This is a genomic window from Vibrio sp. bablab_jr001, assembly GCF_016464285.1.
GTDB lineage: Bacteria > Pseudomonadota > Gammaproteobacteria > Enterobacterales > Vibrionaceae > Vibrio > Vibrio fluvialis.
The window spans coordinates 731,728-745,609 of record NZ_JACDWZ010000092.1; the positions used below are offsets into that span (position 1 = coordinate 731,728).

At 49.4% G+C, this 13,882-nt stretch carries 13 protein-coding genes; 5 read left to right on the plus strand and 8 right to left on the minus strand.

The window, feature by feature from the left end:
• Positions 1-5: 5 nt before the first annotated feature.
• Both deoC and JIG40_RS17015 read right to left on the minus strand, forming a co-directional pair.
• Complete coding sequence (gene deoC / locus JIG40_RS17010) at positions 6-785, minus strand: deoxyribose-phosphate aldolase (RefSeq protein WP_020330541.1); 780 nt, start codon at positions 783-785, stop codon at positions 6-8.
• Positions 786-1,432: 647 nt separating this feature from the next.
• Positions 1,433-2,698, minus strand: coding sequence for a NupC/NupG family nucleoside CNT transporter (locus tag JIG40_RS17015; RefSeq protein ID WP_020330540.1), 1,266 nt, complete (start codon positions 2,696-2,698; stop codon positions 1,433-1,435).
• An 808-nt stretch (positions 2,699-3,506) separates the two neighbouring features.
• Between JIG40_RS17015 and JIG40_RS17020 the strand changes: the two genes are divergently transcribed.
• The 4 genes from JIG40_RS17020 (at position 3,507) to JIG40_RS17035 (ending at position 8,313) form a co-directional block, all read left to right on the plus strand.
• Positions 3,507-4,502, plus strand: a complete 996-nt coding sequence (locus JIG40_RS17020; protein ID WP_199465702.1) for a BMP family ABC transporter substrate-binding protein — start codon at positions 3,507-3,509, stop codon at positions 4,500-4,502.
• Between the two features lie 170 nt (positions 4,503-4,672).
• Positions 4,673-6,235, plus strand: coding sequence for an ABC transporter ATP-binding protein (locus JIG40_RS17025; RefSeq protein ID WP_199465703.1), 1,563 nt, complete (start codon positions 4,673-4,675; stop codon positions 6,233-6,235).
• The gene (locus JIG40_RS17030; protein WP_199465704.1) at positions 6,232-7,344 is read left to right on the plus strand and encodes an ABC transporter permease; all 1,113 of its coding nucleotides are present in this window, start codon (positions 6,232-6,234) and stop codon (positions 7,342-7,344) included. Before JIG40_RS17025 ends, JIG40_RS17030 begins: the two co-directional genes overlap by 4 nt.
• A gap of 3 nt (positions 7,345-7,347) precedes the next feature.
• Entirely contained in the window at positions 7,348-8,313 is a 966-nt protein-coding gene (locus JIG40_RS17035; RefSeq protein ID WP_158146835.1) for an ABC transporter permease, read from the plus strand.
• Positions 8,314-8,376: 63 nt separating this feature from the next.
• Here the strand turns inward: JIG40_RS17035 and JIG40_RS17040 are convergent, their stop codons facing one another.
• From JIG40_RS17040 to JIG40_RS17055, 4 genes are all read right to left on the minus strand, one after another.
• Positions 8,377-9,174 (minus strand): TatD family hydrolase, encoded by a 798-nt coding sequence (locus JIG40_RS17040; protein ID WP_199465705.1) that lies wholly within the window; start codon positions 9,172-9,174, stop codon positions 8,377-8,379.
• On the minus strand, positions 9,158-9,295 hold the full coding sequence (locus JIG40_RS17045; protein WP_020330534.1) for a hypothetical protein: 138 nt from the start codon (positions 9,293-9,295) through the stop codon (positions 9,158-9,160). The genes JIG40_RS17040 and JIG40_RS17045 overlap by 17 nt, the downstream gene beginning before the upstream one ends.
• Positions 9,296-9,319: 24 nt before the next feature.
• Positions 9,320-10,093: a peroxide stress protein YaaA gene (gene yaaA, locus JIG40_RS17050; protein ID WP_199465706.1), complete on the minus strand. Its 774-nt coding sequence runs from the start codon at positions 10,091-10,093 to the stop codon at positions 9,320-9,322.
• A 103-nt stretch (positions 10,094-10,196) separates the two neighbouring features.
• Positions 10,197-11,627 (minus strand): sodium:alanine symporter family protein, encoded by a 1,431-nt coding sequence (locus tag JIG40_RS17055; RefSeq protein ID WP_032081785.1) that lies wholly within the window; start codon positions 11,625-11,627, stop codon positions 10,197-10,199.
• A 694-nt stretch (positions 11,628-12,321) separates the two neighbouring features.
• Here JIG40_RS17055 and JIG40_RS17060 point away from each other — a divergent pair.
• Complete coding sequence (locus JIG40_RS17060) at positions 12,322-12,501, plus strand: DUF3545 family protein (RefSeq protein WP_020330530.1); 180 nt, start codon at positions 12,322-12,324, stop codon at positions 12,499-12,501.
• Between the two features lie 50 nt (positions 12,502-12,551).
• Here the strand turns inward: JIG40_RS17060 and JIG40_RS17065 are convergent, their stop codons facing one another.
• Entirely contained in the window at positions 12,552-13,103 is a 552-nt protein-coding gene (locus tag JIG40_RS17065; RefSeq protein ID WP_020330529.1) for a hemerythrin domain-containing protein, read from the minus strand.
• Positions 13,104-13,194: 91 nt separating this feature from the next.
• On the minus strand, positions 13,195-13,872 hold the full coding sequence (gene ung / locus JIG40_RS17070; RefSeq protein WP_044362114.1) for a uracil-DNA glycosylase: 678 nt from the start codon (positions 13,870-13,872) through the stop codon (positions 13,195-13,197).
• Between the last annotated feature and the right edge of the window lie 10 nt (positions 13,873-13,882).

Here is a 13,882-nt window from a genome sequence, read left to right on the forward strand (position 1 = left end):
ACGAATTAGTACGCTGCAGGATCTGCAGTTTCGTTGGTCACTTCTAATGTATTTAGTAGATTGGTCAGCAGGCTTGATGCACCAAAACGGTAGTGACGACTGTCTACCCAGTTGTCACCTAGGATCTCATCTGCCATTGCTAAGTAAAGGGCTGCATCTTCTGCAGTACGAACGCCACCCGCTGGTTTGAAACCAACGCTTTTCGCTACGCCCATATCACGGATCACTTCCAGCATCATGCGTGCGTATTCAGGCGTCGCATTCACTGGCACTTTGCCCGTAGAAGTTTTGATGAAGTCTGCACCCGCTTCGATACAGATTTGAGAAGCTTTTTTGATCAGCGCTTCTTCTTTCAGTTCACCGGTTTCGATGATCACTTTCAGTAGCACTGTGTCACCACAAGCCGCTTTACATTGTTTCACCAGGTCAAAACCAACCTGTTCATTGCCTGCCATCAGAGCGCGATATGGGAACACCACGTCCACTTCATCTGCACCGTAAGCCACAGCGGCTTTGGTTTCAGCAACCGCAATATCCACATCGTCGTTACCGTGTGGGAAGTTGGTTACCGTTGCAATACGAACGTCTGGTGTACCTTGCTCACGAAGGGTCTTCTTAGCAATAGGAATAAAGCGAGGGTAGATGCAGATCGCAGCGGTGTTACCGACTGGGCTCTTCGCATCATGACAAAGCTGGATCACTTTCGCATCCGTGTCATCATCATTCAGCGTAGTCAGGTCCATCAGTTTAAGTGCACGTAGTGCTGCTGCTTTTAAATCGCTCATTTCTATCTCCGATCAATATATTCAAATAGTTCACTCCCCGGCCCGAAACGGATGTTTCATGGCGGGCAGCCACAAATGAACGGACTTGGTTCCTTGAAGACTCGGTGCTACGCACCAATTGCTATCCCTGTCACCGCACAGTACCAATTTGGTCTATGGCACAACAATCTGCGATTGTGGTGTCTAACGTATACCAGCAACATCGGTTGCCTCAGCGTGAATGATACTCCTTGTATCCACTCAAGCTAACTAAAAACTTCCCAATCATAAATTAAGAAGCAATCCCACCCGACGCATCTTTATCACTCCCGTGACTGAAGAGTGCGCAACAGATGGCTAAACACAGAACAGCCACTCCCGAACAGAAGAAATGGTCACCGTATTACTACGATTTATCCCATGCTCTTTAGTTTTATACAGTATAGATATTCGTCGCAAAACTGTAGCGCCGTTGCTAGAGCAAACGGTTTGTATCTCAAAATAACCAGCAATCGAAACGAGGTTCAGCCCTTGTCGGAGCTGGATTTAGCGTGCAATCCATTACACGTTGCCCTCATTTTCGATGGCCAGAAAACAAAAAAACCCCGCAGCAATCTCTTGCTACGGGGTGATGTTAAATGGCGTCTATATAATCTTTCTCTACAAACTTAGAAAGACAGGAAGAAGCCAGCAATGGTTGCTGCCATCAGGTTAGATAGCGTACCAGCAGCCACAGCTTTCATACCGAAACGGGCGATGTCGTGACGACGGTTAGGAGCAATACCACCCAGACCGCCCAGCAGGATCGCGATAGAAGACAGGTTCGCGAAACCACACAGAGCGAAGGAGATGATTGCAGCCGTCTTCTGAGACATTACCGCACCAGTTGCTGCTACTACTTGAGCGTTTTCGCCCACGTAAGGAACAAAGTTCAGGTATGCAACGAATTCGTTTACTACGATCTTCTGACCGATGAATGAACCGGCAAGAGTTGCTTCAGACCATGGCACACCGATGATGAATGCTAGTGGAGAGAATACCCAACCCAGCAGCAGTTCAAGAGTCAGTTGTGGCATACCGAACCAACCACCGATACCACCCAGAAGGCCGTTAATCAGAGCGATCAGACCGATGAACGCCAGCAGCATTGCGCCGATGTTCAGTGCCAGTTGCAGACCCATAGACGCACCGCCCGCCGCAGCGTCGATTACGTTTGCTGGTTTGTCGTCGCCACCGTCGATGTCTACTGTTCCCAGTTCTTCATCTGGAGCCTCAGTTTCAGGTTTGATGATTTTCGCGAACAGCAGACCACCAGGTGCCGCCATGAATGACGCTGCAACCAGGTACTCTAGAGGCACACCCATTGATGCGTAACCAGCTAGTACACCACCTGCTACAGAAGCCAGACCACCACACATTACTGCAAACAGCTCAGACTGAGTCATTTTTGGAACAAACGGGCGCACAACCAGAGGTGCTTCAGTTTGACCAACGAAAATGTTTGCTGCTGCAGACATAGATTCCGCGCGAGAAGTGCCTAGTGCTTTTTGCAGGCCACCACCCAGAATCTTGATAACCCACTGCATCACACCCAGGTAGTACAAAACTGAGATCAGTGCAGAGAAGAAGATTACTGTAGGCAGAACTTGGAAAGCAAAAATGAAACCGATACCGTCAACAGAGAAGTTAACCAGGCTGCCGAACAGGAAACCGATACCATCTTTACCGTAGTCGATTACGCTCTGAACACCAGCAGCAAAACCTGCCAGCAGATCACGACCCCAAGGGACGTAAAGAACGAAACCACCGAGTGCGAATTGGATAGCAAATGCGCCACCCACGGTTCTAAAGTTAATAGCTTTACGGTTATCAGACAGTAGTACTGCGATTGCAATTAGTACTGCCATACCGATTAGGCTCATAAACAGGCTCATAGTTTATGACTTCCTTATAAGTTAATTGTTGGCGTGTAAAACTTTGGTTTGTTTTCGCAGCGGATTATACGCACCCGCCAAAAAAAAAGTAACGCACGCATCACGCAATATTGATAAAACTCTTTTTGTTGCATTTATAATTGAGAAGCTAATCACAAATAATTGTGTAGATAGTGTTCAGAGTTGCTATTTGACCGGTTTGGTGTGCAAAAAATCCGACACGTCGAACTCACCTAACTGCAACCGTTTGCTCAATTTAAAACCCATAAAGATCGCAGCACGTTAACGACAAATTCACGTTTTTTATTTTCATTTCGCTGCGTTTTTTCTCATTATTGGCAAATAAAAACTTGTGTACTCAGTCACACCAATTTGAAACAGTTTTCACTGGTTTTTTCGGTTTATTTGGCTTTCTTTGTCTGACCTGTTTATTTATCCATAAATTTATTTTCTTTCTGATATTCAATTCTAGTCAGTGAAATTTCATTCCCGCTATTTTTTATATGAAATTATAAGCACTTCGTTATTACGCATGAATGAGTTAATCGATTACATTAATTTAGCGACGACACTCACACAAATCCTGCTATTCACCCGATCAATTGTTAATAAAAACAACAATTGATTAACAATTCAAAACCTAATATTTTGTTCTTCGAAAAAAAATGTGACTTGATGTGAACTATTGCACTTTTTTTTGCAGCGCAAACGATAAACTTATAATTGGTAGGCTCAATGAGTTGACCTATTGGTCAACATTTTATTATCAATTTAACAACAGTGGTTTTGTAACATAGGGATATATACAGTGAAAAAATCCATCCTAAAAATATCTACCCTTGCTCTCGCAATCTCCTCTTTCCACGTATTCGCAGAAGCAAAACCTGCCGTTATCTACGATACCGCAGGCAAATTCGACAAATCGTTCAATGAAGCGGTTTATCAGAACGGCGTAAAAGTCATGGAGGCCGAAGGCCTTGAAGTTCGTGAGTTTGAGCCTCAGAACGAAGCTCAACGTGAACAGGGGCTTCGTCGTCTGGCGAGCCGTGGTTTCTCACCAATTGTTGCGGTGGGTTTCAACATGGCGTCAGCGGTCGAGAAAGTCGCCACTGAGTTTCCAGACATCCACTTCACCATTCTCGACATGGTGGTTGATAAGCCCAACGTACAATCGATCGTCTTTAAAGAACACGAAGGTTCGTTCTTAGTTGGCGCACTGGCCGCGAAAGCCTCTAAATCAGGCGTTGTCGGTTTTGTCGGCGGTATGGACATTCCTCTGATCCGTAAATTCGAATGTGGTTACGAGCAAGGCGCGAAATACGCCAATCCACAGATCACCGTTCTGCAGAACATGACAGGCTCAACACCCGCAGCGTTTGCAGACCCGGCAAAAGGTTCAGAGCTGGCGAAATCTCAGTTTTCCAAAGGCGCTGACGTGATTTACGCCGCAGCAGGTGGCACTGGCTTGGGGGTTTACCAAGCAGCAGCCGATGCGGGCAAACTGGCCATTGGCGTGGACTCAAACCAAAACCATCTTCAACCAGGCACCATGCTGACCTCAATGGTGAAACTGGTCGGTGCGGCGGCTGTCGACAGCTGGAAAGAAGAAATCAACGGAACTTGGCAACCAGGCATCAAGGTACTGGGCCTGAAAGAAAACGCGGTTGACTGGGCGTACGACGAGTACAACAAGCCTCTGATTTCCGACGAAATGAAGTCCTACATGGAAAGCCTGAAAGCCGACATCATCGCCGGCAAGATTCAGGTCCATGACTACATGTCAGACAATAAATGTGATTACTAAAACACTCTGACTATCCATATAAGCCAGGCCTTGCGGGCAACACCGCAAGGCAAATGGCCAATGGATAACCTGATACGCCGCTGCTGATGTAGCGGCGTCTATTGATTTATATTGCGCCCCTTTTGGCGCAATAAAGGCAAGAAACTCATTTTCGTTCAGGAAGTTTTCGTGTGACTCAATCTCAACACTTTGCCATCGAACTTAAACAGATCGATAAGCGTTTTGGTGCTGTTCATGCCAACCGCGCAATCGATCTGCAAGTCCCGGCCGGAACCATTCACGGCATTATCGGTGAAAACGGTGCAGGCAAATCGACGCTCATGAGCATCATCTACGGCTTCTACACGCCTGATGCCGGAGAAATGCGCGTCAACAACACCCCATACTCCCCCAGCAATTCGCAAGATGCGATTGGTTCAGGGATCGGCATGGTTCACCAGCACTTCATGTTGGTGGATACCTTCACCGTTTTGGAAAACATTGTTCTGGGCGCGGAAAGCGGCTGGAAATTGAATGACAGCCTGAGTGCAGCGCGCAAAAAGCTTATCCAACTGGAAAAAGACTACGGTCTAGACGTCCCGCTCGACAGCCTGGTGGGCGATCTGCCGGTTGGCTTACAGCAGCGCGTCGAAATTCTGAAAGCGCTCTATCGCAACGCTAACGTACTCATTCTCGATGAACCCACTGGCGTGCTGACACCTCAGGAAGCGGATCACCTGTTTGCCATTCTCGATAAATTACGCAGTCAGGGAACCACCGTCATCATCATTACGCACAAACTGCGTGAAGTACTGGCGATTACCGACAACATCTCGGTGATGCGTCAGGGTCAGATGGTCGCCCATGTCAAAACCTCAGACACCAATCGTGAAGAACTGGCCGAACTGATGGTGGGGCGTAAAGTCCGCCTCAAAGTCGAAAAGTCTGAACCTCATCCGCAACAGGCGCTGTTGCAGGTTGAACACCTCAATTATGTCGACAGCAGTGGCGTTCCGCGTGTCAAAGACATCAGCTTCTCCGTTCGCGCTGGTGAACTGGTGGGTATCGCCGGCGTTTCCGGTAATGGTCAGTCTGAAATCCTGTCGCTGTTGTCCGGCATCCTCAAACCGACGTCCGGTACGATCCAGATGAATGGTCACACGATTTCTCCTCAACACCCTGCTGACCCACAGCAAGTACGTGCGATGGGTGTCGGCCATATTCCGGAAGATCGCCACAAACAGGGACTGATCAATAAGTTTGAAGCGCAAGAAGCTTACATTCTCGGCTACCACAACCTGCCGAAGTACAACAAAGGGTTGCTGCAAGATAAGCAGGCCATTGCGACGCTGTGTCAGGAAAGCATGAACAAATGGGATGTGCGGCCAAACGACATCCATCTGAAAACGGCCAATTTTTCCGGCGGCAACCAGCAGAAACTGGTGATCGCACGCGAAATGGAAGAAGAACCGGATGTGTTACTGATTGGTCAGCCGACGCGCGGGGTCGACATCGGCGCGATTGAATACATCCATCAACAGATCATCGCCTGCCGTGATGCGGGCAAAGCGATCCTGCTGGTATCGGTGGAACTCGACGAGATCCTCAGTCTGGCAGATCGCATTCTGGTGGTCTTTGACGGCGCGATCGTGGGTGAACTGGATGCCAAATTGGCAGACGAGAAAACCTTGGGCCTGATGATGGCCAACATCGTGCCGGATCATGTAACACAATCACAGGGGAACTTGGTATGAGTCAGACAAATGTCCCTGCCTGGGTCACGATAGGGTTGCTGCCTGCGATCAATGTTCTGGTTGCGTTTCTGGTCTCTGCCCTGCTGTTTATCTACATCGACATCAATCCGCTCGATGCGATCAAAGTCATGTGGACCGGCGCTTTTGGCTACGCGGAAGGCTTCGGTTACACCCTCTACTACACTACGGGCTTTATCTTCACTGGTCTTGCCGTTGCGGTGGCTTATCATGCTGGCCTGTTCAACATCGGGGTAGAAGGTCAGGCTTACATCGGTGGTCTTGGTGTCGGCTTAGTCTGTTTAACACTGGGCGAATACGCGCCTTGGTATGTGGTATTTCCGGTTGCGGTGCTCGCCGGCGGTGCCTTTGGTGCGGCCTGGGCGTTTATTCCAGCGTACCTGCAGGCGAAACGTGGTTCGCACATCGTGATCACCACGATCATGTTCAATTTCATCGCCTCTTCGCTGATGGCTTATCTGTTGGTTGATGTGCTGAAGCCAGAAAACACCATGGCGACCGAAAGCCGCGTGTTTTCGGTATCAAGCTGGTTACCGAAAATGCATGAACTGCTGGCTGTGTTTGGCGTAAAACTGGCCGCAAGCCCACTCAACATCAGCTTTTTGTTTGCGCTGCTGAGCTGTGTTTTCGTCTGGCTGTTTATCTGGCATACCCGTTGGGGCTATGAGATTCGCGCCATCGGCGCCAATGCGTCCGCGGCTTCTTACGCCGGGATTAACTACATCAAAGTGATTGTGATTACCATGCTGCTTTCTGGCATGTTGGCCGGTTTCTTTGGCATCAATGTTCTGCAAGGCGAGCTGCACCAAATCAAACTGAACTTCGTCGAAGGCTTTGGCTTTACCGGGATTGCCGTAGCACTGATGGGTCGTAACCACCCGGTCGGAGTCCTGCTGGCGAGTTTGCTGTTTGGCTTCCTCTATCAGGGCGGTGCAGAACTGAGTTTTGAATATGGGGTTGACCGCAATATCGTCGTCGTTTTGCAAGGTTTGGTGATTCTGTTCTCCGGCGCGTTGGAGCACATGTTCCGCCCATCGCTGGAACGCACCTACCGACGTCTGTTCGGCCAGTCAAAACAAGGAGTGGCATAAGCTATGTTTGAAACCTTTATTCTAATGGCCGATGCCACGGTCCGAGTCTCGACACCGCTGATTCTGGCCGCCTTGGCTGGCATGTTCAGTGAACGCTCCGGCGTCGTAAACATCGCGCTGGAAGGGAAACTGCTCGCCTCAGCATTTGCCGGTGCGGCGACCGCCTCTGTAACAGGCTCAGCCTGGCTTGGTTTGCTGGCGGGTGTCGGTGTTTCCATCCTGCTCGCGCTGCTGCACGGCTTTGCCTCTATTACCCACCGCGGCGAACAGGTCGTCAGCGGCATGGCCATCAACATTCTGGCGACAGGCTTGACCATTACCCTCGGCCGTTACTGGTTTGGACAGGGCGGCCAGACGCCCACGCTCTCAGGCGATGCGCGTTTTGCGCCGCTCACCCTGCCAGGTGCAGATGCCGTTCAGGATACGCCTGTGATTGGACTGCTGTACTCCGAGTTGGTCAGCGGCCACTCAATCATTGAATACATAGCCTTTCTGGCGGTACCAACCGCTTGGTATGTGCTGTTCAAGACCCGCTTTGGTCTGCGCTTGCGCGCGGTCGGTGAGTCCCCTGCTGCGGTCGATACCGCGGGGATTTCGGTTGTCGGCATGCGTTACAGCGCCATGGTGATCTGTGGCCTGTTGGTCGGTCTGGGCGGCGTGTATTTGTCGGTCGGCCAGACGGCGCAGTTCATTCCAAATATGAGTGCTGGTAAGGGCTATATGGCCCTCGCCGCGCTGATTTTCGGGAAATGGCGGCCTGTGACAGCGATGGCGGCCTGTTTGTTGTTCGGCTTTCTCGACGCACTGGCGATTCGCTTGCAAGGGGTCTCGATTGGTGATTTCCCCATTCCGGTCCAGGCAATCGAAGCTTCGCCTTATATACTGACCGTCTTCCTACTGGCTGGCTTTATTGGTAAAGCGGTAGCACCAAAAGCAATTGGTGTGCCTTACACCAAAGAACGCGAGTAACCACCAAATAGTAAAGGGCACATATCGTGCCCTTTACCTTATCCTTCAGATAAGAACTGTCACTCACGCTTCAGATATGCCAAACACGCGTAAACTGTTATCCCACAGCTGCTGCGCCAGTTGATGTGGGTCTTCATTGCGAAGCTGCGCTAAAGCATCAAGTACCTGCGGCAGATAACGCGGATGGTTGGGTTGTCCCTGCAAGCCTGACAACGGCATATCGGGAGCATCTGTTTCCAGCACCAACGACTCAATCGGCAACACCGCCACAGCCTGACGCGTTTTATTGGCACGTGGATAGGTGATGACACCACCGACACCGATGTGAAATCCCAAAGCAATAAACTGCTGCGCCTGTTGCACACTGCCGGAAAAAGCGTGCAACACCCCGCCGTATTGAAAACGGGTTTGTTTAAGCAATTGCAGCAAGCGATTGTGCGTTTTTCGGCTATGCAGAATAACGGGCAGTTGCGCACTCTGCGCGATTGCCAGTTGCCCAATTAATAACTGTTCCTGCAACTGGGCATCGACAGCAATCATGCCATCAAGCCCCATTTCACCGAGCGCGATACATGCCTCATTGCGCACACTGAGTTCACGTTCCAGTCTGGCTAGCAGATTGTGCCAATCTGATTGAAGAAAATAGGGATGAAAACCCAGTGCGTAATAAATCGCACCGGGAAACTGCTCAGCCAACTGCGCAACACGTTGCCAGTTCTGCGGCCCAATAGAGGGAATGAGAAAACGTTCAACCCCAGCTTGTTGTGCCAGCGATATCTCGGTCGGGAAATCACTGGCAAACGCATCAAAATCGAAATGACAATGGGTGTCGAACAGGCGGACCTCAGACTTTATCGCCATCTTGATCGTGCGCCGGGTCTTTACGGTATGGTACGCAGCAGCGTTTTTGGTCCGGCGTCAGCCCCATGGCCCGACACCAGGCATCGTAGCGTGCGATCATTGCCTTCATCCATGCCCACATAGCAAACTCTCCTGTGCGTAACGATTACTGTTCTTCGCGCTTGAACACCAGTTCAGTAGCGGTCGATTCTGCCGCCACAAAATAGTAGCCAGCGGTATCAAACGCTTCCAGCTGTTTTACCGACTCAATACGGTTTTCAATAATGTAACGAGCCATCATGCCGCGCGCCTTTTTGGCGTAGAAACTGATCACTTTGTACTGACCATTTTTGCAGTCTTTGAACACTGGCGTGATGACCTGCGCGTCCAGTTGTTTAGTATTGACCGCTTTGAAATATTCATTGGATGCCAGATTGACCAGCACGTTGTCGCCTTGAGCGGCAATCGCTTCATTGAGCTTGTCAGTAATGACATTGCCCCAGAACTGGTAAAGGTTACTGCCACGATCGTTCGCCAGCTTGGTGCCCATCTCCAAACGGTAAGGCTGCATCAGGTCCAGCGGCTTCAACAGACCATACAGGCCAGACAACATGCGTAGATGTGACTGTGCAAAGCTCAGATCATCATCGCTTAGCGTCTCAGCCTCAAGCCCGGTGTACACGTCCCCTTTGAAGGCAAAAATCGCCTGGCGGGCGTTTTCAAAGGTGAAAGTCTCACTCCACTCAGCAAAGCGAGCAACGTTGAGTCCGGCAATTTTATCGCTCACCTTCATCAGCGCGGAAATGTCCGCTGGTGTCAGTTTACTGCACACCTCAATCAGTGCTTTTGAGTGCTGGGTCAGTTCCGGTTGTGTGTGGCGCTCGCTTGGCAGCGGCGATTCATAATCCAGTGTTTTTGCAGGTGAAACCACAATCAGCATTGTCTTATCCTAATTCTTTGATTGGTTGAGCTTTCTATAGCCTACAAAAAAAGCCATGCATTGTCTGCATGGCTCTTCCAATCTCTGGTATTGATGCTGTCTATTAAGACTTTTTGTTGTTGTCCCAGATACCGTCTTCCAGCTGAGATTTTAGCTCAGGGTATTCATTGGCATCAAAAGTCGGCACTTTGCCCGCTTTCAACTGGCGGTTGTAGTCTTTCGCCAGCTTAATCACAATGCCAGACAGCAACAGAATCGCTACCAGGTTAACAATCGCCATCAGACCCATCGACACGTCAGCCATTGACCAAACGGTCGGCAGCGTTGCCAGAGAGCCGAACATCACCATGCTCAGGAAGATCAGGCGGAAGACCACCAAACCTTTCTTGTTGTTGTGCTCAAGGAAAATCAGGTTGGTTTCTGCATACGAATAGTTAGCAATGATCGAGGTGAACGCGAAGAAGAAGATCGCAAACGCCACGAAAATAGAGCCCCAGCTACCCACTTGTGAACTCAGCGCGCGCTGTGTCAGCTCGATACCGGTAATTTCACCATGTGGTACGTATTCACCCGACATCAGGATGATAGCAACGGTAGCCGAACAGATTACGATCGTATCGACAAACACACCCAGCATCTGCACGTAGCCCTGAGAAGCAGGGTGTGGTGGATATGGAGTTGCGGATGCCGCTGCGTTTGGCGCAGAACCCATACCGGCTTCGTTCGAGAACAGGCCACGTTTCACACCGTTAATCATCGCCTGGGCAATCGCGTAGCCCAGACCACCAGCAGCGGCTTGCTGGAAGCCAAACGCGCTCTTGATCACTAGGCTGAATACGGCCGGCAGTTTTTCAAGGTTCATGAACACGACGAACAGGGCAATCGCAATGTACGCCAGCGCCATGAACGGCACAATGATTTCCGCGGTGCGCGCGATCTTACGGATACCACCGAAGATAACGAACGCAGACAGCAGAACAATCGCAATACCAACGTAGAGCGGTTCGTAGCCAAATGCGGTGTTCATCGCGTTAGTGATGGAGTTCGCTTGTACAGCGTTGAACACCAGACCAAATGCAATGATCAGGAAGATAGAGAACAGCACGCCCATCCAGCGCATGCCCAGGCCTTTTTCCATGTAGTAAGCCGGACCACCGCGGTAGTTACCGTCTTTATCGCGGGTTTTGTACAGCTGCGCCAGCGTACTTTCCGCAAAAGAGGTCGCCATACCCAGGCAAGCCGTCATCCACATCCAGAAAATAGCACCCGGACCACCAGCGGTCAGAGCGACAGCCACACCGGCCATATTACCGGTACCCACACGGGCAGCCAGACTGGTACAAAGGGCTTGGAAAGAAGAAATACCAGCATTGTCCTCTTTTCGACTGTTCTTCAACACGCTGAACATGTGGCCGAAATGACGGAATTGGATGAAGCCTAAACGTAGAGTGAAGTAAATACCTACACCCACTAAAAGATAAACCAGAATCGATCCCCAAAGCAGATCGTTCATTAAATTGATTAAGTCTGTCACAAGTACCTCTCGTAGAGTGATTGCGCTGATCTGAGCTAAAGCCAGCACGGCAAATGCACTTTCGCGTCCCGCGAAATTATCAGAATTGTGGTTACATTTGATGTCGTTTTGCCAGTCAGAATGACCGTCAAAATAAACCAGCGTATTTTTGACGGGCGGATAATGCAACCTGAGGTAGTAAAAATCAATATGCAACAACATGCTTTTAATTGTTATTTTTTACTATAAAATCACCATTCATTAACACGCAATCAATCAAAAACAACACAAAATTAGAACAAAACACCACACACATCGCAACATTTTAGAGCAAAAAGCAACCATAAAAACCTTATTGCATAAACTTAATCTCATCCCCTGAGAATAAAGGGATGGGACGTTCAGGCCGGGAAATTTGTCAGCAAAAAGTCATATTTTGAAATCAAATGAACAAAAAACAACCACTCAATCATTCTGGCACGAACTCTTCAACACCTTGTTAACAACCTGCCGAACGCAATAAAAACGTTTGCGCAGTTCAATTGCTGATTTTTTACTCAAAATTTCCGTCAGAAAAGTGTGAATTCCAGTTGAAAAACTCATCAAAGCTTCATCAAAACGAAACAAATGAGAAACAAATCAAAGTTACGCTGCGGCTAACTGTGCTATTTAGACAGCACTCATGGAATGACAACAACGACAATGAGGCTAGATTATGGATGACTTGCACTTCGATGAACTGTTGGATAGGGAAATCACGAAAATCCGCGCCAACCGAGCGAAACCGGTAAAGCGCATGTGGAGAGAGATCGAAGCCATTCGAGACAAGAAGCGATTGGAGAAAGAGCTTCTCGATATGGATATCTGTCTGGAGATTGACGACATCAAATTATGAAATAAAAAGGCACCGCTCGGTGCCTTTTTATTATTTATCTCCTTGCGCTATCAGGTGCACTCGGATTCGCTTTTCCGCACTCGGCGGGCCAGCTGAGCAAAACGTTCGGCGATAGTCTCACCAAACACCGGATCATCTTCATTTTCGTTCCATTGCGACTCCACTTTCTGCCAATCGGCAACGGTAAACGTGCGATTGATCAGTGGCAGAATGGACTGCTCTTCCATTTCCAGATGGCGGCGCTGCGCACTGATAAAGCTTTCCAGTTTCTCGATAATCACCTCTTGCGGCACAACCGCATCCTGCAGAATCATCTCAATGATATTGAGGAAAGCATGTGTCTGCTCGGAAAGCACCATGTGCTCTTTCTCCAGATCGGCCACCGTGTGGTGTTCACCATAATGCTGCATATAGTAGCGGTAAATGATGTCCTCTTTCGGGTGATGGACGGTTTCAGAGTGACTGGCAAGGTAATCAACGATCTCTTTTACCAAGCTATAATTGATGGCTTGTTCGGCTTTAAGCAATTGCAGCTTGTCGCGCAGTATCGCCAATAGCCGAGTCATGTAGCCATGCTCGCGTCTGATTCTCTCAATCATCATCGTGTTTCTCCCTTACACATACTTTATGTAAGTGTATATAAGGATTCAAAAACACGCTTTGATTCTGGTCGAAAAAACACCAATTAACGCATTAGTCAAGCTGTGGCTGCCAGTTGATTGGCGCTTTACCTTGCTGCTCAAGCAACTGATTGGTTTGTGAAAAGTGACGACAACCCAAAAAACCGCGATGGGCAGAAAGTGGCGACGGGTGCGGAGCCATCAGCACATGGTGCCGCTGACGATCGATCATGCGGCCTTTCTTCTGAGCGTGCGAGCCCCACAGCAGAAACACAATCCCCTGGCCATTCTGATTGAGAGCATCAATCACGCGATCAGTGAAGGTTTCCCAGCCAGTATTGGCGTGCGAATGCGCTTGACCTTGTTCGACGGTCAGTACGGTGTTGAGAAGCAAAACGCCCTGCTCGGCCCAGCTTTTGAGATAGCCATGGTTCGGGATCTGAAAGCCAGGAATATCCTGTGCCAGTTCCTTATACATGTTGACCAACGAAGGGGGAGTTTTGATGCCGGGTTGCACGGAAAAACACAGCCCGTGAGCCTGATTAGGCCCGTGATAAGGGTCTTGGCCGAGAATCACCACTTTCACCTGGTTAAATTCCGTGAAGCGAAATGCGTTAAATACGTCTTTCGCCGGAGGGAAAATTACCTTGCCCGCCTGTCGTTGTTGTTCAACGAATGCGAGAGTCTGCTGAAAATAGTCTTGCTGCTTCTCGGCACCAATAACGTCATGCCAGGTCAGTGACTGAGTCATAAAAGATCCT